At 38.4% G+C, this 24,878-nt stretch carries 19 protein-coding genes; 5 read left to right on the top strand and 14 right to left on the bottom strand.

Features of this window, described 5'->3' with window-relative positions; translation table 11 throughout:
• Window positions 1-109: 109 nt before the first annotated feature.
• A complete protein-coding gene (purL, locus tag A7A78_RS01510; RefSeq protein WP_068760538.1) occupies window positions 110-3,802 on the bottom strand; it encodes a phosphoribosylformylglycinamidine synthase in 3,693 nt (1,230 codons plus the stop codon).
• A gap of 177 nt (window positions 3,803-3,979) precedes the next feature.
• On the opposite strand from purL, the gene A7A78_RS01505 reads away from it, so the two are divergent.
• Window positions 3,980-6,898, top strand: coding sequence for a GEVED domain-containing protein (locus A7A78_RS01505; protein ID WP_068760536.1), 2,919 nt, complete (start codon window positions 3,980-3,982; stop codon window positions 6,896-6,898).
• A gap of 108 nt (window positions 6,899-7,006) precedes the next feature.
• Here A7A78_RS01505 and A7A78_RS01500 read toward each other — a convergent pair whose 3' ends face one another.
• Window positions 7,007-8,215, bottom strand: coding sequence for an RsmB/NOP family class I SAM-dependent RNA methyltransferase (locus tag A7A78_RS01500; protein WP_068760534.1), 1,209 nt, complete (start codon window positions 8,213-8,215; stop codon window positions 7,007-7,009).
• A gap of 132 nt (window positions 8,216-8,347) precedes the next feature.
• On the opposite strand from A7A78_RS01500, the gene A7A78_RS01495 reads away from it, so the two are divergent.
• Window positions 8,348-9,409 carry a WD40/YVTN/BNR-like repeat-containing protein gene (locus A7A78_RS01495; protein ID WP_341271708.1) on the top strand — a complete coding sequence of 354 codons (1,062 nt, stop codon included), beginning with the start codon at window positions 8,348-8,350 and terminating at the stop codon, window positions 9,407-9,409.
• A 24-nt stretch (window positions 9,410-9,433) separates the two neighbouring features.
• Here A7A78_RS01495 and A7A78_RS01490 read toward each other — a convergent pair whose 3' ends face one another.
• From A7A78_RS01490 to A7A78_RS01435, 12 genes are all read right to left on the bottom strand, one after another.
• Window positions 9,434-9,766: a helix-turn-helix domain-containing protein gene (locus A7A78_RS01490; RefSeq protein ID WP_068760530.1), complete on the bottom strand. Its 333-nt coding sequence runs from the start codon at window positions 9,764-9,766 to the stop codon at window positions 9,434-9,436.
• Window positions 9,767-9,797: 31 nt separating this feature from the next.
• Window positions 9,798-10,133, bottom strand: a complete 336-nt coding sequence (locus A7A78_RS01485) for a type II toxin-antitoxin system RelE/ParE family toxin (RefSeq protein WP_068760528.1) — start codon at window positions 10,131-10,133, stop codon at window positions 9,798-9,800.
• A gap of 203 nt (window positions 10,134-10,336) precedes the next feature.
• Complete coding sequence (locus tag A7A78_RS01480) at window positions 10,337-11,365, bottom strand: thioredoxin family protein (protein ID WP_068760527.1); 1,029 nt, start codon at window positions 11,363-11,365, stop codon at window positions 10,337-10,339.
• Between the two features lie 4 nt (window positions 11,366-11,369).
• Window positions 11,370-13,091 (bottom strand): sodium:solute symporter family protein, encoded by a 1,722-nt coding sequence (locus tag A7A78_RS01475; RefSeq protein ID WP_068760525.1) that lies wholly within the window; start codon window positions 13,089-13,091, stop codon window positions 11,370-11,372.
• 122 nt (window positions 13,092-13,213) lie between these two features.
• The gene (locus A7A78_RS01470; protein ID WP_068760523.1) at window positions 13,214-15,706 is read right to left on the bottom strand and encodes a PIG-L family deacetylase; all 2,493 of its coding nucleotides are present in this window, start codon (window positions 15,704-15,706) and stop codon (window positions 13,214-13,216) included.
• 53 nt (window positions 15,707-15,759) lie between these two features.
• Window positions 15,760-16,332 (bottom strand): mechanosensitive ion channel family protein, encoded by a 573-nt coding sequence (locus tag A7A78_RS01465; protein WP_068760521.1) that lies wholly within the window; start codon window positions 16,330-16,332, stop codon window positions 15,760-15,762.
• Between the two features lie 10 nt (window positions 16,333-16,342).
• On the bottom strand, window positions 16,343-17,278 hold the full coding sequence (locus A7A78_RS01460) for a septum formation inhibitor Maf (protein WP_068760519.1): 936 nt from the start codon (window positions 17,276-17,278) through the stop codon (window positions 16,343-16,345).
• A gap of 34 nt (window positions 17,279-17,312) precedes the next feature.
• Window positions 17,313-17,900: a Maf family nucleotide pyrophosphatase gene (locus A7A78_RS01455; protein WP_068760517.1), complete on the bottom strand. Its 588-nt coding sequence runs from the start codon at window positions 17,898-17,900 to the stop codon at window positions 17,313-17,315.
• A 47-nt stretch (window positions 17,901-17,947) separates the two neighbouring features.
• Window positions 17,948-18,856, bottom strand: coding sequence for a geranylgeranylglycerol-phosphate geranylgeranyltransferase (locus A7A78_RS01450; RefSeq protein ID WP_068760515.1), 909 nt, complete (start codon window positions 18,854-18,856; stop codon window positions 17,948-17,950).
• A 33-nt stretch (window positions 18,857-18,889) separates the two neighbouring features.
• A complete protein-coding gene (locus A7A78_RS01445; RefSeq protein WP_068760513.1) occupies window positions 18,890-19,423 on the bottom strand; it encodes a KdsC family phosphatase in 534 nt (177 codons plus the stop codon).
• Window positions 19,407-20,171: a Rossmann-like and DUF2520 domain-containing protein gene (locus A7A78_RS01440; protein ID WP_068760511.1), complete on the bottom strand. Its 765-nt coding sequence runs from the start codon at window positions 20,169-20,171 to the stop codon at window positions 19,407-19,409. The genes A7A78_RS01445 and A7A78_RS01440 overlap by 17 nt, the downstream gene beginning before the upstream one ends.
• Before the next feature lie 29 nt (window positions 20,172-20,200).
• Complete coding sequence (locus tag A7A78_RS01435) at window positions 20,201-20,788, bottom strand: Crp/Fnr family transcriptional regulator (RefSeq protein WP_068760509.1); 588 nt, start codon at window positions 20,786-20,788, stop codon at window positions 20,201-20,203.
• A gap of 80 nt (window positions 20,789-20,868) precedes the next feature.
• On the opposite strand from A7A78_RS01435, the gene A7A78_RS01430 reads away from it, so the two are divergent.
• The 3 genes from A7A78_RS01430 (at window position 20,869) to A7A78_RS01420 (ending at window position 24,813) form a co-directional block, all read left to right on the top strand.
• Window positions 20,869-21,156 (top strand): hypothetical protein, encoded by a 288-nt coding sequence (locus tag A7A78_RS01430; RefSeq protein ID WP_068760507.1) that lies wholly within the window; start codon window positions 20,869-20,871, stop codon window positions 21,154-21,156.
• A 4-nt stretch (window positions 21,157-21,160) separates the two neighbouring features.
• Window positions 21,161-21,556, top strand: a complete 396-nt coding sequence (locus tag A7A78_RS01425; protein ID WP_068760505.1) for a group III truncated hemoglobin — start codon at window positions 21,161-21,163, stop codon at window positions 21,554-21,556.
• 74 nt (window positions 21,557-21,630) lie between these two features.
• The gene (locus tag A7A78_RS01420) at window positions 21,631-24,813 is read left to right on the top strand and encodes a cytochrome c biogenesis protein CcsA (protein WP_068760503.1); all 3,183 of its coding nucleotides are present in this window, start codon (window positions 21,631-21,633) and stop codon (window positions 24,811-24,813) included.
• Window positions 24,814-24,878: the final 65 nt, after the last annotated feature.

Here is a 24,878-nt window from a genome sequence, read left to right as displayed (position 1 = left end):
AAATAGCGATTTTTTTTAAGTTTACGAGCGAAACAAAAAAAGGAATGACAAAATTTGCCATTCCTTAAATATACATTTTTTGAAGAAAGTTTTTCTTATTAAAAGAAGCTTAATTTTTATTCTCAATCCATTTTCTAGCATTCACAAGCGCTTCAATCCAAGGCGAAACTTCATCTTTTTTTCTATCTTTTGGGTAATACGCCCAATTCCAAGGGAAAGTAGAACGCTCCAAATGCGGCATCATCACTAAATGTCTTCCAGTTTTATCGCTCATCATTGCGGTGTTGAAATTACTGCCGTTTGGATTTGCGGGCAATGAATCGTAACCATATTTTGCAACAATATTATAGTGACTTTCAGCTTTCGGAAAACTGAATTTCCCTTCGCCATGCGCCGACCAAATTCCCAAAGTACTTCCCGCAAAGCTTGAAAGCATAACAGAATTATTTTCCTGAATTTTCACCGAAGTAAACACACATTCAAACTTTCCGGTATCGTTATGAAGCATTTTTGGTTTTTCTTCGTCTTCGGGATTTAAAAGACCCAATTCCACAAAAAGCTGGCAACCGTTGCAAACGCCCAGCGAAAGCGTGTCGTCTTTCGCAAAGAAATTCTTTAATGCTGTATTCGCCTTTTCATTGTATAAAAACGATCCAGCCCAACCTTTAGCACTTCCCAAAACGTCACTGTTGCTGAAACCACCAACGGCCACCAATAGTTTTGTATCTTCCAAATCTTCGCGACCTTCAATAAGGTCGGTCATATGCACATCCTTTACATCAAAACCTGCAAGGTGCATCATATATGCCATTTCGCGCTCGCTGTTGCTTCCTTTTTCACGGATAACAGCGGCTTTAGGTCTCAATGCAGCGTTCTCGACTGCGCTCGAACTGACAGGGAGACTTCCATTAAATTCCTTTGGAAACACAAACTTCAGCGGTTGATTTTTATAATTGTCAAAACGTTCTTTAGCAAGCTTTTCACCGCTTTGTTTTTTATCCAATAAATAGGAAGTTTTATACCAAACATCGCGCATTTCAGAAATGCTGAATGCAATTTCTTCGGAATTGTTTTTTATATGAAGCGTTTCGTTTTCGGAAACAGTACCGATTTTTTTGAAATCAATATTATTTTCAGAAAGCATTTTTTCAACTGAAGCATCATCCGATGCTTGAATTACAACGCCGCAGTTTTCAGCAAAAAGTAATTTTGCCAAATCATTTTCACCCAAACCAGAAAGATCCAAATCTGCTCCCAAATTCACATCCGCAAAACACATTTCCAGTAACGTTGTAATCAATCCACCCGAAGCCACATCGTGCCCGGCAAGTATTTTGTCTTCCTTTATCAATTCCTGTAAAGTGTTGAAAACAGTTTTTACGTATTCGGCACTTTTTACGGTTGGCGCATCATTTCCGATTGAACTTAAAATCTGTCCAAAAGAAGAACCGCCCAGTTTAAAATCGTCCTGTGAAATATTTATGTAGTAAATGCTGCCGCCATTTCTTTGCAGAACTGGCTCAACAACCTTTTTAATATCATTACAATTTCCCGCTGCCGAAATAATTACGGTTCCGGGAGAAATCACTTCCCCATCTTTGTATTTCTGCTTCATTGAAAGCGAATCTTTTCCCGTGGGAACGTTGATTCCCAAATTAATTGAAAAGTCTGAAACTGCTTTCACTGCCTCGTACAAACGAGCGTCTTCACCTTCATTATTGCAAGGCCACATCCAGTTTGCTGAAAGGGAAACACTTTTCAAACCATCCTTCAACGGCGCCCAAACAATGTTGGTCAAAGATTCGGTGATTGCATTTCGAGAACCCGCAGCAGGATTAATCAAAGCAGTTAATGGCGAATGCCCGATACTTGTGGCAACACCTTCTTTTCCGTGATAATCCAGCGCCATTACGCCGCAATTGTTTAACGGAAGCTGTAGCGGTCCAGCAGTTTGTTGTTTTGCAACACGGCCCGTAACGCAACGGTCTACTTTGTTGGTAAGCCAGTCTTTACAGGCCACGGCCTCCAATTGAAGCACTTGGGCAACGTATTCCTTTATTTTTGAAACTTCGTAAGCAGCATTTTTGTAATTTCTGTTTACGGTTTTGTCTTTCATTATGGTTTTTGGCGAACTGCCGAACATATCTTCCAAAGCGAAATCCATAGGCTTTTCACCTTTTTTGTTTTCAAAACAGAATCGTTGATCGCCGGTAACCTTTCCAACTTCATACATTGGCGAACGTTCTCGGTCTGCAACCTTCTTCAGTTTTTGGATATTTTCTTCACCAATAATCAAGCCCATGCGCTCCTGACTTTCGTTCCCCATAATTTCCTTTGCGGATAGGGTAGGGTCGCCAATAGGGAGTTTATCCAAATCAATTTTTCCGCCAGTATCCTCCACCAATTCGCTCAAGCAATTTAGGTGTCCACCGGCACCGTGATCGTGAATGGAAACAATTGGGTTTTCATCACTTTCAACCATTGCGCGGATTGCGTTTGCGGCACGTTTTTGCATTTCGGGATTGCTTCGTTGGATGGCGTTCAACTCGATTCCACTGCTAAATTCGCCAGTGTCTGCAGAAGAAACCGCGGCACCACCCATCCCGATTCTATAATTGTCACCACCTAGAACGACTATTTTATTGCCTTCCTGCGGTTTGCCCTTAATGGCTTGACTGGCTTTTCCGTAACCAATTCCACCAGCAAGCATGATAACTTTATCGAAGCCTAATCTTCTCGCTTCCTCTTCGTGTTCAAAAGTTAACACAGAACCCGCAACCAAGGGTTGCCCGAATTTATTTCCAAAATCAGAAGCGCCGTTACTGGCTTTTATCAAAATATCTAAAGGTGTTTGGTATAGCCAATCGCGCTCTTTCATTGCTTTTTCCCAAGGACGATTTTCCTCTAATCTAGAATAAGAAGTCATATAAACTGCGGTTCCCGCCAAAGGCAACGAACCTTTACCGCCAGCCAAACGGTCGCGAATCTCGCCGCCGCTTCCAGTTGCGGCACCGTTAAAAGGCTCTACGGTTGTTGGGAAGTTGTGGGTTTCCGCTTTTAAGGAAATCACGCTTTCAAAATCTTTTTCCTCGTACCAATCAGGCTTATCGCCACTTTTTGGTGCCCATTGCTTCACTTTTGGGCCTTTTACGAAAGCCACGTTGTCTTTATATGCCGAAACAATATCGTTTGGATTTTCGGCAGATGTTTTTTTAATTAGTTTGAATAGGGAAGAAGGCATTTCCTTGCCGTCTATTTCAAAAGTTCCGTTGAAGATTTTATGGCGGCAGTGCTCACTGTTCACTTGGCTAAAACCAAAAACTTCACTGTCGGTTAGTTTTCTGCCCAGTTTTTTTGAAAGGTTTTCCAAATATTCAACTTCTTCGGCATTCAGGGCGAGCCCTTCTTTTTGGTTGTACTCTGAAATATTTTCAATTTCCAAAATAGGTTCGGGCTGAATGTGGATATCAAAAATATCCTGGTCCAATTGGTTGAATTTCTGCGAAATCATAGGGTCGAAAGTTGCTTTTTCAACCTTGCTATTGTGAAATTCTTCAATTCGAATTATTCCATCAATACCCATATTTTGGGTTATTTCCACGGCATTGGTGCTCCACGGAGTTATCATTGCGGCACGTGGCCCAACAAAAAAATCCGCCGCGTTTGTGGACAGGACGGATTGCTTTATTTTAGGTTGGTTGCCGAAAAGCCACTCCAATTTTTTAATGTTTTCTTCTGAAATAGTTCCGTGGGTTTGGACTGCAAAAACGGTGTTTTCAACATTCCCAAAAAAGTGAATCATCCTTTTGAATATTAGTTCATTTTTGAAGGTGCAAAGCTAACCAATTTTGAAGGAATTTTAAAGACTTAAACATACGAGAATTATGTTTTTTCAAATTGTTTTAAACTTCTGGTATCAAGCTTTTAAAAGTAAAATATATGGACTACCTTTATTTTTATAAATTTTAATAAACAAACCATGAAATTTAAAAAATTATTTTTCGCAAGCTTCCTATTGTTTTGTTTAGTAATGCAGGCACAACAAACTTTTCCGCCCGATGAGGTAATTGTTGGGACTTTTATTGGGAAAACAATTCCACTGCGTGACTTCGCCATTCAAGAAGAAGAAGAAAACCAAAGTGTAAAAGAAATTAAAGTAGTGCAAAACAGATCGCGCTATCGCGAACAGGTAAATGAAGATGCCTTGCCAAATGGCTTTGACCAAACTGTACAAAAGGATTTTGGAAATATCCAGACCAGAGCGCTTGAGCAAAACTTTATTGGAGCCTCATCCTCAGAATCTGGATTTGTACCGCCAGATCCAACGGGAGCTGTAGGTCCAAACCATTATGTTCACGCCGTAAATTCAATTGTAAAGATATTCGACAAAACCGGTAATTTATTGGTTGGTCCAGTGGCATTGGGTACTTTTTTGGGAATTGGTTCCAACTCTGGTGATCCAATTGTACTTTATGATCAATTGGCAGATCGCTGGTTTGTAAGTGAATTTGGTTCTGGGAGTAATTCTTTGGCAATTGGAGTTTCAGAAACTGGCGATCCAACCGGTGCATACAATGTGTACCAATATAGTTTTGGAAGCTTTCCGGATTATCCACATTACAGCGTTTGGCACGATGCATATTATCTAACCGCAAATATTGGTACAACAAATAAAGTGTATGCGGTTGAAAGGGATGTAATGCTTGCCGGCGGGCCCAGTCCGAAAATTGTTGGATTTCCACTTCCGGGAATGGTTCAGAACAACAATACTGTTTTAAGCCCAGAGCCTGCAAATTTATTGGGCACTACATTTCCAGCTGATGTTCCTGGTTATATTACATATTTACAGGACGATGGTTGGTCTGGAGTAAGTTTTGACCATTTAAAGGTTTGGGAAGTTGAGTTGGATTGGGTAACAACAAGCAATTCCACAATCTCAGCTCCTTTGGAAATCCCTACAGCGCCATTTAATTCTGTATTCGCACCCTTCGGATCTGGAGATGTGCAACAACCGGGTACAAACCAAAAAATAGATATGATTGGCGGTGTAATTTCATACGCTCCAAACTATAGAAGTTTTGCAGATCACAATAGCTGGGTAATTACTTTTAATACAGATATTGACAATAACGATACCTCTGGTGTAAGATGGATTGAATTGCGAAATGACGCTTCCAATCCTTGGTCTATTTATCAAGAGGGAACCTATGCTCCCGCAGATGGCCACAGCCGTTTTATGGGCAGCGCGGGAATGGACGCTGCCGGAAATATTGGTTTGGCTTTCAACATTGCCAGTGCAACGCTTAAAGCTGGAATTAGATATACCGGAAGATTTGATGGTGACCCTTTGGGGCAAATGACTGTTGCTGAAACCGAAATAATCCAAGGGCCCGGAGTACAAACTTTCACCAATAGATTTGGAGATTATTCACATCTTACTTTAGATCCGGATAACTTCACCTTTTGGCACACTGCGGAATATTTTTCTTCAGATAACAACTGGAGAACACAGATTGCAGCCTTTACTTTATCTGGTGGATTTGCAAATGACGTAGGTGTAAATGCACTGATTCAGCCCGTGAATGGTATTTTGACAAATGCTGAGACAGTTGAAATAAGCATCCGCAATTTTGGAAGCAGTTCACAATCAAACATCCCTGTGGAACTTCGAGTTGATGGCACTTTACTAGCTTCGGAAACTTTCACCGGAACTGTGGCATCTGGCGCAACCGCAACTTATACTTTTGCACAAACAGTAGATTTGTCAAATTCTGGACAAACCTATTCTATTGAAGTGAGAACCAATTTGTCTGGTGACGAATTTCCAGCGAACGATCCATTCACAAAAGACATTACAAACCTTTTGGCCAATGACGTAGGTGCAATTGAAATTACCGCGCCTGTTTCTGGACCTGGTTTGGAGAATGAAACAATAACTGCAACCATTAAAAACTTTGGAGCTGCTACACAGTCAAACTTTAATGTGCAATATGTTATCGATGGCGGAACACCTGTTGTTGAAACCTTTTCTGGCCCAATCGCTTCCGAACAGGAAATGAGTTACAGTTTTGCACAAACTGCAGATTTTACTGCACTCGGAACATATAACGTAACAGTTTCAACTTCATTGGCAACTGATGTAAACGCTGCAAATGATGCTGTTACTGCAGAAATTGAACATGTTCTGTGTCAACCTAATATAGATTGTTCTTTCGGAGATGGTTTTCAATTGTTTGCAGTTGCCGATATCAACAATCCATCTGGTTGTGAAGGTTATGGTGATTTTACAAACCTGGTTGCCAATTTGGCGCCAGATAGCACTAACCAATTGACCGTTACTACAGGTTATGGTGATCAATTTGTAAAAGTTTGGATTGATTATAATGATGATTCAACATTTACCGCAAATGAAGTAGTTGTGAATAATGTTGTAATTGCTCCAGGTCAAGGAGCAGGAACATATACGCAAACAATGGATTTGGTTGTTCCCGCCGGAGCAGCAAACGGTCCGCACAGAATGCGCGCCAAAACTAATTGGAATGCCCCTGTGCCAGCTGATGCCTGTGAAGAAACTTCTTTTGGCGAAACCGAAGACTACACCGCAAATATTGGTACGCTTGGCGTTAATGACTTTTCAATCAGAAATGGTGAACTGGTTATTACTACCGAAGGCAATAAGCAATTTGAGATTACATTAATCACTGCTTATGAGGGACAGGCTTACATCTCTATTTACAATATGTTGGGCCAACAACTTAAAGTAAAAATGCTCGACAAAATGGGCGATTCCTTTAAAGCCAAGCTTGATATGAGCGAGGTGGCGAGCGGAGTTTACCTTGTGAGAGTAGGAGGAAAGGAAACAAAATCCTTTAAAACAGGAAGAATTATTGTTGAATAGTTCTCGACTGCGCTCGAACTGACATATAATTTTCAGAAATACATAAATTAATTGAAATAAAAAGAGCGGGTTTTGCCCGCTCTTTTCTTTTTATAAAAAATAAAATTTTTATTTTTTCTGAAGTAAAGAAATATAAAAACCATCAAAACCACTTTTGCTGGGCATTATTTTTTCTTCATTTATCAACGTAAAGTTTTTTCCTTCTTCCCTAGCCAAAAAGGCTTTAACCTGCATTTCGTTTTCTGAAGGAAGAATAGAACAGGTTGCATAAACCAATTGTCCACCCGGTTTTACCATTCGGGAATAACTGTCCAAAAGTTCTTTTTGGGTTGCACGAATGTTATCCAAAAATTCCGGCTGCAATTTCCATTTTGCGTCTGGGTTTCTCTTTAAAACGCCCAAACCAGAGCAAGGTGCGTCAATCAAAACCTTATCGGCTTTATCGATTAATTTTTTTATCACTTTCGTGGAATCGATCACGCGGGTTTCAATATTGAAAATATCATTTCTACGGGCGCGTCGTTTCAACTCGTTTAACTTGTTTTCGTAAATGTCCATCGAAATCAGTTGCCCTTTATTTTCCATCATCGTCGCGATGTGAAGACTTTTTCCACCGGCTCCTGCACAAGCATCAATCACTCGCATACCAGGTTTTGCATCGAGAATTTCAGCAACTTTTTGTGAAGAAGCATCCTGCACTTCAAAATGGCCATTTTTAAAAGCATCGGTTGTGAAAACATTTGTGCGTTCCTTCAACTTTAAAGCATCGGGATAGCCTTTTAAGATTTCGGTTTCAATATCTAAATCGGCTAATTCATTTTGAAGTTTATCAACAGTGGTTTTTAGCGTATTTACGCGTAAAACCACATCAGCTTGCTGGTTTAAAGCTGCAATTTCCTTATCCCATTTTTTGCCCAATTCCTTTTGTCCCAATTCGTCCAACCAATCAGGAATGGACTCACGGTACTTTCTGATTTTTGAAAGTTCATCAAATTTTCCTTTAATTCGGCGGGTTGGTGTGTCTTCAAACTGCTTCCATTCTGGAATCGCTATTCCATTTAAAGTTGCCCAAACAGCAAAAAGCCTAAAAAGATTTGGACGATCAAAAGGCTCCCGCACTTCGGCAATTTCAGAATACAATCGTTTCCAACGCACAATATCATAGGTTGTTTCCGCAATAAAGGCGCGATCGCGCGCACCCCAACGTTTGTCGCGCTTCAGGGTGTTTTTAAGTACTTTATCAGCCTGCTTATTTTCGTTGAAAATTAAGTCAAGGGAATCTATTGTGGCGAATACTAAGTTTCGGTGTAATTTCATTAGTGTGATTTATTGGGTGCAAAGGTATCTTTTTAAAATGAAACCGAAATCGAAAGTGAAATCGAAATCGATTTAAAGAATTCAACTTTTGGAATTTGGTTTCTGTGATTTGGAATTTTAGAATCGTTACTTTTGAAGAAAATAAAATGTATGCGTTTTGTAGTTACAATCTTTACCGTATTTCTCCTTTTTTCCTGTGAAAAGAAAACCGAAATTGAATTCAGTTCAGTAAAAATAACCCCTGTATTTATTGATAGTTTAAGCATCCGTGCTATTCAGCCCTTGGATGAAAACAAGGTTTGGTTCGCCGCCGATAAAGGAAAAGTGGGCCTGATTGACGGTGATACGCCAAAACTCGCGGTAATAAAATATGGTGACTCGCTGCTTCATTTTCGTTCAATTGCCGCTACTAAGGATGCGGTCTTTGTTTTAAGTATAGCGAATCCTGCCGTGCTTTATAAAATTGGTTTTAACGGTTCGGAAGCTACCAATATTGAAGAGGTTTATACCGAAAAAGGCGATGATGTTTTTTACGATTCCATGAAATTTTGGAACGAAAATGAAGGCATTGCCATTGGCGATCCCGTTGAAAATTGTATGTCCGTAATTATTACCCGCGATGGTGGCAATACTTGGAAAAAAATCTCCTGTGAAAATCTGCCGAAAGTGGAAAAGGGCGAAGCGGCTTTCGCGGCAAGCAATAGTAATATTGCCATTTTTGGCAAAAATGCTTGGGTTGCAACAGGCGGAAGAAAATCAAGGGTTATGCATACTTCGGACAAAGGAAAAACTTGGGAAATTTTCGATACTCCAATTGTTCAAGGAAAGGCAATGACGGGAATTTACAGTATAGATTTTCTGGATGAAAACAATGGGATTATCTTCGGTGGAAATTGGGAAGACAAGCCTTTTAACGAAGGCAACAAAGCAATAACGAAAGATGGTGGAAAAACTTGGAAACTCATTGCAAATGGCAAAGAGCCCGGTTATCGTTCCTCAGTGAAATTTGTTCCGGGAACGGAAGGGCAGAGGATTGTGGCCGTGGGCTCGCCCGGAATTTCGTTTAGTGGCGATGGCGGAAAAAACTGGAAAGAACTCTCAAAAGAAGGTTTTTTTGCTATTGAATTTGTGAATGATAGCGTTGCTTTTGCTTCGGGAAATAATAGGATTTCGAAGTTGGTTTTTAAGGAGTAATTATTGCCAAATAGCTATAACGATTTATGCAACTTTAAATTCCGATTCGTCGATTTCAACACTAAACCGGACATTTGCTTTTAATGCTTGAAAAACTTTTAAAATCGTTTCTATCGTTACGTTTTTAGTATTTCTTTCCAATTTCGAGATTTGTGATTTTTGAACCCCGATTAATTCTCCGAGTTGTTCTTGAGTTAGATTGCGTTCTTTTCGGACAGACTTTATCATATCGCCAAGCACTTCCATTCGTAAATCAAATTCGTATTTGTCTCTTTCGGCTGTTCCAACTTTTCCAATGTCATTATCCTTCATTTGGTCCAGCGTCATCATTTTCATTTTTTTATTTTTTGTTGCCATAACTTTAAGTTTATTTGTCGAAGTAACTGAGTTAATTTAAATCGAAATATTCAGATCTAATTTTCATTGCTTTTTCAATTTCTCCTTTGGGTACTTTACTCACTTTTTTAATAATCCCGTGTGTTGATAAAACAAGCGTTTCGATTTTGTTGGTTTTGTCCCAAAATGCAAAAAGTCTGTATTGAATTCCTTGGTAAAGCGTTCTAAATTCCCAAATCTCCTCCGTTAATTTCTTAAATAGTTTTGGATCGTTTTCGAATTTCGCTTTATCTAAATTGTAATAGAGTTTCCTTTTTGCTTTAGCATCCAATTTGGACATAAAGTCAATAGCTTGTTCAAGAAAAACTATTTCAAACTTTGGTTTCATTCAAAATGTTTGCCGATTTACTTTAGCAAAAGTAATAAAAAGTTGAATTATATGGAAACTTTTGTTTTTATTGAGTTTGTGAATTATAGCGTTGCTTTTGCTTCGGGAAATAATAGGATTTCTAAATTGATTTTCAGGTAATCTATATTGTGGGAATGGGTAGGAGTTTCAGAATCGAGCTAAAGTGATTAATAGCAAGTTTGTTATTTTTTAGTTTGAAGAAAATCACTAAATATTTTAATGTCTGTAATATAACCTATGCGTGCAATTTCATTTCCGCCCATATCAAGTAAAACAAAAAGTGGTTGGGCGTTTGAGTTGAATTTTGTTATTTGAATTTCAAGATTTTTTAGTCCTACAGTTTTTACTTCCTTTTTAAAAAAATCTGAATAAAATATTTCATTCTCTTTTAGCGGCTGTTTATTATCAACAAGTAAACTCACGAAAACCAAATTTGAATTTATATAATCCTGAATTTCATATTCAGATAAAATATTATCTTCCATTTTTCTTGCATTAACGCAAGCATATCCCGTGAAATAAAGTAAAATTGGCTTATTAGTTTCTTTTGATTTTTTTAACCCTTTTGAATACGAATCATATGCATATAGTCCTTTTACCCACTCAATACTTTCAGGATTTTTATCTTTAAATTCATCGTTCTTCTTTTGTTGCTGAATTAATTGCTTTTCCTTTTGCGCGTTTAAAGTATCGGAATAGATCAAAAATATTTCGGTATAGGGTTTATTTTCATTGTCTTTAACGATTGTATAGATTTCATTTAGTTGCTCGTCTATTAAACCCATTTTTGTAAGCAGTTGCTTGTCAGATTCCCAATTTATAACTGAAGCTTCCTTTTGTATAATAGCATTTTGTGCTTCTACAATATTTTTTATTTGGGAATATTCAGGTTTATTTTTAATATCTAAAAGTGTCTCTTTTAAATTTTCGAAAGTATAGCTTTTATTATTTTGGATTTCGTCTATAAACGTAAAGAGAAAACTACCAATTATAGGCATATTGCCTTCTGGCCCCATAAAAATTTGATAATCTATTTCATCAAATTCACAAAGTATAAGAGTTTTTAAATTAAGTAAGAATTCATCAATATTTTCATCAAGATCTGTTGCTGTAATCGTTCTGTTCAGCAGTTCGCTGCATTTTTCCTTGTTTTGTCCAAAAACTGTAAAAGAAGTAAATATTAAGCAAAATAATATTAAATATATTTTCATTTTTTTATTTTAAAGTATCATCACTGTTATTTTGACTAGGCAATAAAACCTGAAGTAAAACGGCAATTCCCATTACCAAAACACAACCTATTAAATTCAACCATAAATATGGAACTTTATCCATACCTCCATAATATTGGATTGCCCAATAAAATAATATGAATATCAAAAACTGTGTGATAAAAGCAGCTATAAAAACGGCTTTGCTTCGCACGAATTTTATAAAGAATGCAAGCAGAAAAATCCCCAAAACGTTTCCATAGAAAATGGAGCCGATAATGTTTACCAATTGAATAAGATTGTCGAATAAATGTGCCGAACAAGCAACTATTATCGCGATGATTCCCCATAAAAGTGTAAATCCTCTCGAAGCGGTAACGTAGTGTTTCTCGCGTTTTCCAGGTACGTTTCGTTTGTAAAGATCGATGGCGGTTGTGCTTCCCAAAGCATTGAGTTCGGAAGCAGTTGAGGACATTGCAGCGCTTAAAATTACAGCCAAAAGCAAACCGATCAAGCCGCGCGGAAGATTGTTAAGAATAAAGTGTATAAAAACATAATCCTTATCATTCGTTTCAGCATTTGGATTGGCTTTTTTGATAATCGCCACAGATTGCTTTCGCAATTGATTTTCAGATGTGTTTAGCGTTTTGATTTCTTTAGCGAAATTTTGCTTTTCCAAATCACTTTCAGCCTTTGAATAACTTATTTGGGTTGCGGCTAGTTCTTTATCAATCGCTTCTTTTTTCACTTCCAAAGCTTTATATTCCCCAGCGTATTCAGATTTTTTCACATCCTTAACTGCCGCAGGATTAAAGTGAAGTGGCGAAGCGTTGAACTGATAAAAAACGAAAACCATAATTCCCACCAACAAAATAAAGAACTGCATCGGTACTTTCAGCAAGCCGTTCATAATTAAACCCATCTGGCTTTGTTTTACACTTCTTCCCGAAAGATAGCGTTGCACTTGACTTTGATCGGTTCCAAAATAGGAGAGGGCCAAAAATGTTCCGCCAATAATTCCGCTCCAAAAAGTATATCGGTTATTAAGATCGAAAGAAAAATCGAGTATGTCCATTTTTCCGTTCGCGCCAGCAATTTCAAGCGCTTTGGTGAATGAAATATCTAGCGGCAGATAATTCAAAATCAATAAAAAAGCAATCAACATTCCGAAGAAAATTACTGCCATTTGTTGCTTTTGGGTAACGCTCACGGCTTTTGTTCCGCCGCTAACTGTATAAATTATTACAAGCACACCGATGATAATATTCAGATAAACCAAATTCCAGCCAAGGACCGCGGAAAGAATTATGGAAGGCGCGAAAATGGTTATTCCGCAAGCAAGTCCGCGTTGGATTAAAAAGAGAATTGCGGTAAGTGTTCGTGTTTTTTTGTCAAAACGGCTTTCTAAATATTCGTAAGCCGTGTAAACATTGAGCTTGTGATAAATTGGTATGAAAACCAAACAAATAATCACCATTGCAATGGGAAGCCCAAAATAAAACTGTACAAACCCCATTCCATCGTGAAAAGCTTGGCCGGGCGTGGAAAGAAAGGTAATGGCGCTTGCCTGTGTGGCCATAACGCTCAAGCCGATTGTCCACCAATGTGCGTTGCTGCCTCCTTTTAGATAATCGCCAACATCTTTGTGCTGTCGCGATTTCCAAGTGCCATAAAGAACGATGAAAACGAGGGTTCCTATTAAAACTATCCAATCAATCTGCTGCATCTAAGTGAAGTTTTGCATTAGTAGATAAAACAGATAGATATAAACGGCATTGAGCAGGAGCACCAAAGTATAGCTCCATTTCCAAACGAATTTTTGTTTTTCTTCGGTCACGTTTTCAAAAATTATTTTCCGATTGAAATCATATTTGCAAACAATCTGTAAGCTCCGGGAACACCAGCGGGAAGTTCGCGGAAAAAACTCAGTCCCGTATAAATATAATACCCTTTTCCGTATTTCGCCACGAGCAAAGCACCTTTTGTTTCGACCTCGCCTTTGTCTTTCATTCCCAATATTGGCGTGAATTCTTTATCCCATTCATTCGGAAAATAGAGCCCGCGTTCCTGTACCCAGCCTTCAAAATCTTTTTGGGTGATTTTATTGGGTGTGTTTAAAAGTGGATTTTCGGGGGCGAGAATTTTTACTTCAGAAAATTCATCGGTTACGCGATCGCGGGAAAGTTTTAGGGAATAGGGTGCAAGATTTTCAGATACTAAAGCGTGGCTCGTGTTATACTGAACGATCATAGTCCCACCATTTTCAACATATTTATTGAGAATGGGTTGTGCGAAAGCAAGCTCGGGAACGGTATTATAGGCACGTATTCCAACTACAATTGCATCAAAACCCTTTAAAGTATTTTCTGAAATTGATGAAGGATCAATCGTTGTAACTGAATACCCAATCTGCTTCAAACTTTCGGGAATGGCATCGCCAGCGCCATTTATGTACCCAATATTTCGCCCTTTTTTTTGAATGGCAATCTTTGCAATTTTCGCTTCCGAAGGCAAAAGCACGCTTTGATACGGAATGTGTTCGTAATCAATAATAACCAATTCCTTGTCAAAAGTTTGGCCTTCAGCATTTACAATAGGTTTTAAAAAGCCTTCGCTTTGACCGTTCGGCGGAATTACCGTAAAATTAAAAGTTTGTGTTTCGCCATTTCTGTTAAGAAGAAATGATTGCTGCGCAGGTTCAATTTTCCACCCATCGGGATGTTGTAAACTCACATTTCCTGAAATACTATCTTTCCCAGCACGAACAATAACCGAAACAGTTTCAGATGCTTCACTTGCAAAAATCAAAACCTTTTCGGGGATAGACGCTGTAACTTTTGGAAGTACTTCCAAGGGCCTGTAAACCTCTCCTTTAACGGGATCGTTGAATTTGTAAATAATATTTTTTGTGAAGGGAATGGTAATATTTCCCCATTGAAGCTCAAAAATCAATTGCTCTAAAGCTGGTGTTTCGGGTAACCCTATCAATTTTTCGGGCGCAACATACATGCCAACAGTTCCCTTTTCATTTAACCAATATGGAGAGGAATATTGAGGATTGTGATTTCCGGAATTAACTGTGACTTCAATCTTTTTATCGTCGTTAAAGGGAAGTGTTTGCGATTCATTCCAAAGAATTTTTCCTTCGGAATTTTTTATGGATTTCAAAGAAACATCACTTTTTCCGCGATTGATGGCTTCAACAGTTACTTTAAAATTTTGGTTCGGGTTTACAGAATTTACTTCGGAAGCGGCTTCAATAAAAATTCCACCGCAGTTTAAAATAAGTTGTTTCAGTTGCTCAAGCTTGATGTTTCTCCAATGTTCATCCTTTAAATTTGAAACCAAAGGATATGCTTTAAGCAACTGTGGAAGCATTTCCGAAGGATTTTTAAAATTGAAATTTTCTTCCAGGGGATTTAAAATCGCTCCAATTTCATTTCCGCCATCAAGCCTTGACCAAGTTGTGTTTATTCCTTCAAAAAGATTGTTTTCTGCAGGTTTTGTGCCTTCCAATAATTCCAGATATTCCGTTTCAGTACCACGCGAACCGGTGCTGCCAAAACCTTGCGATTTGTGCATGCTACGGCTCAATGAAGCAATTTCTCCATTGGAAAGGCCGAGCGATGGGAAATAGTTTCCAGTTTCCACCGAAACGAGTTTCGATTTGTCTGCTTTATCAAATTTTTCCTTGCTTCCATAGAACCACCACGAAGTGTTGAAAAAGAGCCGTTGTGGTTTCCAAACGCCAAATTCTTTAGCAGATTCTGGAAATTTTGCAGCGTCACCAACTAAATCAAAAGCCTCAACGCTCAACATGGCTGAAGCTGTGTGATGGCCGTGCGTGCTTCCGGGACTGCGGTGGTCGAACCGATTTACGATAACGTCTGGTTTAAACTTGCGAATGGTCATTACAACATCGCTCAAAACATCATTTCGGGTCCAAAATTCAAAGGTTTCATCGGGATTTTTACTGTACCCGAAATCATTCGCACGTGTAAAAAATTGTTGCCCGCCATCTGTTCTTCGTGCGGCCAAAAGCTCCTGCGTACGGATAACGCCCAAAAGCTCGCGCAGTTCCGGACCCACTAAATTTTGCCCGCCATCGCCACGGGTTATTGAAAGATATGCAGTATTTGCGTGTACATCATTCACCAAATAGGAAATCAGGCGTGTATTTTCGTCATCGGGATGGGCGGCAATGTAAAGCGCTGAACCAACAAAATTGAGTTTTTGAAGGGATTGAAATATTTCGGAAGCGGCAGGTTTTTTAGGGTTTTGGGCGGTGGCTGCTATTGTTAAAAATAAAAATAGAAGTCTGAAAAAAAATGTTTTTTGCATAAAATTGTTGCTGATTTATTCGAAAACCCTTCAAAGATACTTATTTGCGAAAATTAATCGTGCGGCAGTTCTTCCTTATTTTTGTCAGTTTCGTTCATTTGTTGCTCATAAAACTCATCTGCCTTAATTATGCTCACGCCTTTTTGGAGCATCATACTGTTTGGGTAGGTTATAATTTCGTTGTTTGTGGTATGAAGAATTATATGAAAAGTTTTAATGTCTTCAATAATTCCTTCACAGGGCATTTCCTTATCGTGGATTTTTATATAATCGCCTATTTTATATGGGAAAGTAAAGAACATAATCACGCCGCTCGTAACATTGCTCAAAATGGACCATTGCGCAAAAAAAGCGATTCCAATTACGGCAAATACTGAAGACATTACAAGGCCCAAATTGCGGAAATCCACGCCCCAAATTAATATCAACCCTAACACGATCAAAAAGAAAACGGCAAAATCAACGTGCTTCATAATAAGCCCGGTGCGGTGTTCAAGACGTTCAATTTTTTTGGCGAAGTTGCGAACGGTTCTTTTCAGGATAAATCTCAAAAAAAACAAACCCACAATCAATATTGCGGACTCAATCAATTGCAGCGAGTATTCTTTTAAATCTAAGTATATCATAATTTTGAATTTATCTTAAGCCCAATGAATCCCGAAGATGAGCGGAATCGTTTCCGTTTTCTTTCCAGTAAGCGCTTCGCATTCGCTTCATTTTTATTGCAGTGGTTTTAAGCCGTAAGGTATCATTTTGGTCCGCGGCATTTACTTCCTCCCATTTTTCAATTTCATACGGAAATGTGCTGTGGAAAAAAAGCATTAATTGGCGTTGCAGATCAGGATAATTCAAGGTGTAAATCGTTATTGAATCCCCTTGTTTTAAACTCGCGAAAGCGTTGTGTTCCTTTATTTCCTTATGCCGAAGACGTAAATATTCAAACGAGGGAATAATCATTATATCGCCCGTTGGCAACTCCTCGGGATTGATTCGGACGAGGTTCCAAAGCTCGTTCTCCAACCACGTTTTTGGCAACGTTAGGTTTTGATCTGCTTCCCCTTGAAAATAGGAATGACTTTCTATTTCAAAATTATTGCGATTGTTGAGTTGCATATAAACCTGCCCGCACCATTCCTGCACACTATTATTCACTTTCAGCGCGTGGTCTGTGGTGGAAATTGGGCTGAAAGCGCTTGTCATTATTGAATAGGGATAAATGCCAGTATTGAAATTCTTCATCTGGTTCAGCTTTAAAACCGAAATGTTTTCTGTGGAAGTATTATTCGCTTTAACCTGTTCATTTGGCAAAAAATCCTCGGTCACAAAAATGTTTACGGCAATGCCTTCGCGAATTTCACCATAGCGTTCCTGCATTAATGCATAGGAAGTAATCTCTGCCTTGCCGCTATACCAGTATTCTCTAAATTCATTTGAAACAGTCCGTGGCGTTATAGTTTTTGTATCTTCTTTTTTAGGAAGTAAATTTTTAGAAATCTTTTTTTCTTCGGAAGAATTACAAGCCAGAAATAAGCTAAAAATAAAAAAAATGGAAAGTATTTTTGGAAACTTCATTACTGTGGCGAATTTGCCCAAAAATACCAAAATTTTAACGGTCGGCAATCTGGGTTAACGTTTTATAAACAAGTCTCGTTGGAAGTCCCATAACGTTAAAATAACAGCCCTCAATCTTCTCGATGCCAATGTAGCCAATCCATTCCTGAATGCCGTAACTTCCAGCCTTATCAAAGGGTTTGTAGGTTTTTAGATAATAATCTATCTCTGCTTCGGAAATTGTTTTGAACCAAACTTTGGTAACGTCGTTCACCGTTTTTTGAAATTCTTTTGAAGTGAAACAAACCGAAGTGATTACTTCGTGCATTTGTCCGCTTAAATCGAGAAGCATTTCTGTCGCCTCTTCAAAATCTTTTGGTTTTCCCATTGCTTTTTCATCTTTCCAAACAATGGTATCGCTTGTAATCAAAATATCATTTTCTGATAAATTTGTAAAAACTGATGCTTTAAGTTGTGAAAGGTAATCTGTTATTTTTGAATGTTTTAATTTTTCAGAATACACTTCCTTCACTTCTTTTACTTGAATTGTAAAATCTAAATCCAGTTCCTTAAAAAACGCTTGCCTTCGCGGCGAGCCGGAAGCGAGAATGATATTATAATTCTTAAGTTTTTCGCGAAGCATTTTTTTGTTTAGGTTTCAGGTTGCAAGTTTACTTTTCTGTATTTAGTTCAAAAAAGATAATGAAAAAGAGGGATTGAGCAAATGCCCAAAAACATTATGACTTTCAATAATCTTGAAAGAAAGGCAAATTCTTTCGCTGTCTCTGCAGACCAAGATTTTAAACAAAAATAAAGCAGTGGCGCCACAATGGCAAATAGAAAATAAAGCAGTAAATATTGTTGGTTGTAAATATGCTCATACATATAAAAAACAACGGCTACAACCATAAAAACTGCCAAAAGGAAAACTATTGTTATCGTTCTTTTTCTGCCCAGGGCAATTGCCAATGTGTTCATTCCGCCTTTTTTATCGCCGTTTATATCTTGTAAATCTTTTACAATTTCACGGATTAGATTAATAAAAAACGCAAACAGGGAATAATGCAAAACAATTTTGAAAACCGCCGATTGTGAAGCTTGGTTTTCGGGAGTAATTGCCGGAAGGAGATCAAAAAGTGCTACAATAACAAGGCTCATAGCCACCAATACCGAGATTAAGACGTTGCCTATCAGCAACATTCCTTTTAAATAGGAAGCGTATAAATAAAGCAATGCGGAAAACACGATGAAAAGTGCCGCAAATCCTGGTTTTCCGATGCTATTTGAAAGATAAAACCCTATTGCAACCCCAAGGATATTTAAAATAATGAAAAGCCGATTTGCAGTTCTTTCAGAAACTTTTTTGCCGATCAATACTTTGTTGGGTTTGTTTATTTTGTCAATTTCCACATCATAAATATCGTTGATGATGTTTCCCGCTGCGGCGATGCAAAGCGTAGCAACAACGAGCAATGTGAAGTTAAAGGCGTTTAAAGTTGTATCAATACCAAGAGGACGGAAAAGGCCATACTTGATGAAAATCTGCACAAGGGCAATGAAGAGTAAATTTTGGTAGCGAAAAAGGTTTAAATAGTTCAAGGTTTTTGGTTTTCGTTTTAGCTACTTTGAAACTTAATCGAATTTAGCGCTCACAGCGTTTGTTGCCATCCACTTTCCCTGTACTTTCAGCACTTGTTCAATCACGTCGCGAACGCAGCCTTTTCCGCCTTTTTTGTGCGAAACGTATTTTGAAATAGCTTTAATTTCCTGCACGGCATCCTGAGGGCAGGCGGGAAGACCAACTTTCTGCATAACCTCATAATCGGGAAGGTCATCACCCATATAGAGAATGTTTTCTCTTTTAAGATTATTCTCTTTCAAATAATCTTCCAAGATTTTGGTTTTGTGGTGGGCGCCCAAAAAAACGTCCTTTATCCCTAAATTTTGCAAACGAACACGTACGCCCTCGTTAGTTCCGCCAGAAATCACACACACTTTAAAACCCTGTTCCACCGCGGTTTTAATTCCGTAGCCATCCCTAATATTCATTGTTCGGAACATTTCGCCTTGGGTGTTCACTTGTATCGTGCCGTTAGTTAAAACACCGTCAATGTCAAAAATAAATGCACTGATGTGTTTTAGGTATTCTTTATAGCTTTTTTCCATAACTCTGCTTTAACTCTTCTGTAAACAATTCGTATAGCTTTCTGTAGCGACTATTTTCCAGCAAATGTAAATGTTTTTCAATGGTTTTTGCATCGTTACGTATTGCCGGTCCAGTCTGTGCTTTTTCTGGTGAAAGATTTTCAATTTTGGAAGCAGTTTCTAAAATAAGGGGTTTTAGCAAATCGAACGGCAAATCTTCTTCTTCCAAAATTTCACTGCTAATTTGATATAAATAATTGGTAAAATTATTCACAAAAACCGCTGCCAAATGTAGTTTTGCTCTTTTTTCGGAAGAAATTTCCACTACGTTTTCCGAAATGGTTTCTCCCAATTTCCGCAACATTTCCAAATCCTTTTTGTTTTCGGCCTCAATGCAAATTGGAATTTTTTTGAAATCCAATGAACGTTCCTTTGAAAAGGTTTGCAACGGATAAAAAATTCCGCGTCTATTGTTGTTTGAAAGCGCACCCATTGAAACGCCACCGGAGGTGTGGACAACCAACTTATTTTGAAAAGGTAGGCTTTCTGAAAACGTGGAAATTGCATCGTCGGGGATTCCTATAATGTAAATATCCGCTTCTTTAATTTTTGAAACATCATCTGTAAAAGGTACATTTTCAAAAGGCGAAATCATTTTTATATAATTTCTGTTAAAAATCTGTTTTACAGTTATTTCGTTACGATTATTTAAAGTTTTGAACAAATTACTGTTCACATTTCCAAACCCTAAAAAAACCACATTTATCATAGTGCGAAGTTAACGTTTTTTGAAAATTGTTAGCGAAACACTTTATGTTTTATAAGTTTTATTTCGCCGTCCTGTTCCAATTGTTTTATGGCACGGATTACGGTTTCTACCCGCTGTCCGGTTAAATCTGCAATCTGTTGCCGGGTGAGTTCTACCTGGAAAAGTTCTTCGGAACCGTATCTGTTTTTTAAAAAATCTATCAGGGCAAGAATGCGATGTTCCGGCGGATGTACGGAGATTTCCTTTAAAATCGTGGCTTTGTAATAAAGCCTTTTTGCAAATGCTTTTGTGAATTTTAAATTTATCTCTGGGTTGTTGGTGAGCAGTTCAAATAATTTTGATTTTGACAATTTGAAAAGTTCAGTAGCTTTTACGGCCGAAGCGGAAGCTGGATATTTAAAATCTGCAAAAAGCGGCGGCTCGCCAAAACTTTCGCCATCGTAAAAAATTCCCTGCACAAATTCCTTTCCGTTTTCATTCAGGTTGAACATTTTCACTTCCCCTGTTTTTATCTGAAAATAGAAATCGGCACGTTTTTTTTCAGAAATAATAACTTCGGAAACATCTATATTTTCAAGGGTTGCGCCGTACTCCAACAATAAATTTTCAGGAATCATGGGTTTATGATTTGCCTCATAAAATAGGGCCTGTTAGGGGTTGTAAATTTACACCATTAAAAACAAAACACTATTATATTATGAAATCACTATCAATAAAATCATTGCAAGAAGAATTTGTGAACGATTATTATATGTACATTCCGCTTACAATTATTTTGAACAGTTGCATCGGTTCCATAGCTGCAATGACTATTTTGGCGCAGGGTACGGGCATTATTTCAGGAATTGAATTGACCCTCTGTGTTTCCCTATGTATGGGCTACAATGCCGCTTTACTTGCAGGTTCCAACAAAAAAATTGCTTTTTGGTTGCTTGCGGTTAGTTTGGTTGCAAACCTATTGTTGATTTTAATAACTTTGCTATAAAAAAATGTCCAAAAAGAAAATAGAATCCCGTGAAGATGTGTCTTTGCTTGTAAATACGTTCTATTCAAAAATAAGGAAAGACGCACTTCTCGGGCCTATTTTCAATGGAATAATTACCGATTGGGAAACCCACCTTGAGTTACTTACGGATTTTTGGGAAACCAATCTTTTCTTTGAGCGCAAATACTTCGGAAATCCGCTGCACACACACGTTGAAGTGGATAAAAAATGTGGAAATACCATCAACGAACTTCACTTTGGCACTTGGATAAATCTTTGGTTGGAGACCATAAACGAACTTTTTGAAGGTGAAACAGCACAGATTGCGATAAACCGAGCCAGAAATATGGCGACTTTTATGCATTTGAATATTCACAATGCCCGAAATGAAAGAACGTAAAAGAAGTAATAGTTAACAGATTTCAGTAGCTTAAATGGGCGCGATTCCTTATTTTTGCGCCAAAATTTCCTGTAATGCAAAAAAAGATTGCTTCCGTTCTTTTCTCCACCCGTTTAACCGCCGTTTTATTCATCGTTTTTGCAGTCGCTATGGCTGCCGGAACCTTTTTGGACGCAGATTCACAAAGTCCGCCAACACCTTACACTAGAGAGCTGATCTATAACGCTTGGTGGTTTGAGGCAATAATGTTGCTTTTTGTGATCAATTTTGCGGGAAATATTTTCCGATACAATCTTCACAAACGCAAAATGTGGGCTTCATTGACGCTGCACTTGGCTTTCATTTTAATTATTGTTGGCGCTTTTGTAACCCGCTATATTGGGTTTGAAGGCGTAATGCACATCCGCGAGGGACAGACAGAAAATTCCATCCTTTCAGATCAAACCTATCTCGATGTTTTTATAGATGGCGATTATATGATTGATGGCGTACAGCAAAGACGACCATTAAAACCTAAAAAACTTAGGCTTTCCGAAAAGTTGAACAATGATTTCAGCATTGAAACAGATTATAACGAGCAGCCCGTTACCATTAAATACAAGGATTTTATTAATGGGGCAAAGGAAGGTTTAATACCAAGTGAAGATGGTGAGGAATATTTAAAAATAGTGGAAGCTGGTGATGGCGAACGTCACGATCATTGGGTAAAAGTGGGGGAAGTTTCCGAAATTCACAATATAATCTTTGCAATAAATAATCCCACTCAAGGTGCCATAAACATTGGCTTTTCCGAAGATGGAGTCTATACCATTTCAAGTCCCTTTGAAGGAAACTACATGCGTATGGCAGACCAAAAGCAGGGCGAAGTGGTTGCAGATAGCATTCAACCTTTTAACTTACGCTCTTTATACAGAATGGGCGGCATTTCTTTTGTTATTCCAGAAACCGTTACAAAAGGAAAATATGGCGTAGTTAAAGCGGGAGCAGGCGAACCAGCCAATCAAGATGCTTTGATTTTGGAAGTTTCCTCGAAAGATGAAACCAAAACCGTTGAGTTGCTCGGCGGAAAAGGAACAGCCCCAGATCCTGAAAAAGTTGAAATTGCTGGACTGAAAGTTTACTTGAGCTATGGTTCCGAAAAAATTGATATTCCCTTCAGCTTAACGCTCAATGATTTTATAGCTACAAAATATCCCGGCACCGAAAAAGGCTATTCTTCCTTTAAAAGTAAAGTAACGGTTATAGATACCGATAAAACCCATTTTGATGCCGACATTTTTATGAACAATGTTTTGGACCACAAAGGCTATCGTTTTTTTCAGGCTGGATTTGATCCCGATGAAGGAGGAACTATTCTTTCCGTAAACCACGATTGGTGGGGCACTTGGATTACTTATATAGGTTATTTTCTTCTTTATTTAGGGTTAATGGCAATTCTTTTCAGCAAACACAGCCGTTTTGGAAAACTTGAAGAAATCCTTAACCGTATAAAGCGCAAGAAAAAAAGTATGATTACTATTTTGGTATTGCTTTTCTCCCTTTCGGGAATTGCACAACAACCACAACCATCAGCGCATACTTCTGTTCCGAAACAACAAATAGATTCGCTGATAAAAGTGAATGCCGTGAGCAAAGAACACGCGGCCAAGTTTGGACATTTAATAATACAGGACAATGGGCGGATGAAGCCTATCAACACTTTCGCTAGCGAGCTTTTACGAAAAATAAGCCGTAGCGATAATTACGAAGGCTTGGATGCTAATCAGGTTTTTATTTCGATGACTGAATTTCCAAGACTTTGGGTGGAAGTACCGTTAATTGCCCTAAAACGAGGAAATGACAGTATCCGCCACGTTGCTGGAGTTCCCGAGGGACAGAAAGACATTGCACTATTGGATCTTTTTGATGAAAGAGGAAACTATAAATTGGAGCCTTATCTGGAAGCAGCCACACGAACTACAAATCCGAACCAATTTCAAAAAGATTTTATTAAGGCACACGAAAACTTTTCATTGCTGAATGCCGCATTAAGCGGAAGTATTCTGAAAATATTTCCAATTCCAGATGATGAGGGCAACAAATGGGTTTCGTATCCTGAATTGAATGAAGCGAATTTGAAGGGAATGGATTCACTGTATGCCAAAAATATTCTTCCGTTATATTTTGACAGTTTGAAAAAAGCACGAGAAAGTGGCGATTATACCCAAGCAGATGAATTTTTGGAAAGCATCACGAATTTTCAAAAAAAATATGGTGCTGAAGTAATGCCTTCCGAAAGCAAACTGCGCGCAGAAACAATTTACAACAGAGCCGATATTTTCAACAGATTGTACAAATATTTTGCTGTGTTTGGGGTTTTGATGTTCATCTTTATTATCGCACAACTTTTCAAGGATCGAAAAATACTTCGCACCCTTATAAAAACATCAAAAATCATTATGTGGGTTTTCTTTGCGGTAATGACTCTTGGTTTGGCTTTACGTTGGTACGTAAGCGGCCACGCGCCGTGGAGTGATGCTTATGAATCTGTTGTATATGTAGCTTGGGCAACAGTCTTTTTCGGATTGGCTTTTGGAAGACGAAGCGATTTAACCGTTGCTTCCACCGCTTTTGTGGGCGCAATCATCCTTTGGGTTGCTCACGAAAACTGGTTGGACCCTTCAATTGCAAACCTGCAGCCTGTTTTGGATAGTTATTGGTTGATGATACACGTTGCCGTAATTGTGGGCAGTTATGGACCTTTCACTTTAGGAATGATTTTAGCCGCAACCTCTTTGTTTTTGATGATTTTTACCACCAAAGGAAACTACAAAAACATGGAAATCAATATCAGTGAACTTGCAGTTGTAACCGAAATGGCGCTGACGGTTGGTTTGGTAATGCTTACTATTGGAAACTTTTTGGGTGGACAATGGGCCAACGAGAGTTGGGGCCGTTATTGGGGCTGGGATCCAAAGGAAACTTGGGCTTTGATTAGTATTATGATTTACGCCTTTGTAATACACGCAAGATTGGTTCCCGGACTTCGCGGGCGTTGGACTTTTAATGTTTTTGCTCTGTTTGCTTACGCTTCAATTATGATGACTTATTTTGGAGTGAATTTCTATTTAAGTGGATTGCATTCCTATGCCAGTGGCGATGCGCCGGCAACACCAACTTTTGTTTGGTATATCACGGCCTTTGCTGTTCTGTTGAGTACCGTGGCCTATTTTAGGTATAAAAAGTTTTACGGGAAGAAAAAGAAATCAAAAGCATAAAATTTAAAACCACGAATTCACGAATTATTATTTAAAAATATTCGTGAATTCGTGGTCTAAAATTG

The organism is Aequorivita soesokkakensis, from assembly GCF_001641085.1.
GTDB classification, from domain to species: Bacteria; Bacteroidota; Bacteroidia; order Flavobacteriales; family Flavobacteriaceae; genus Aequorivita; species Aequorivita soesokkakensis.
The sequence above is the reverse complement of the archived record's forward strand: the minus strand, read 5'-3'. Positions and strand labels throughout refer to the sequence as shown.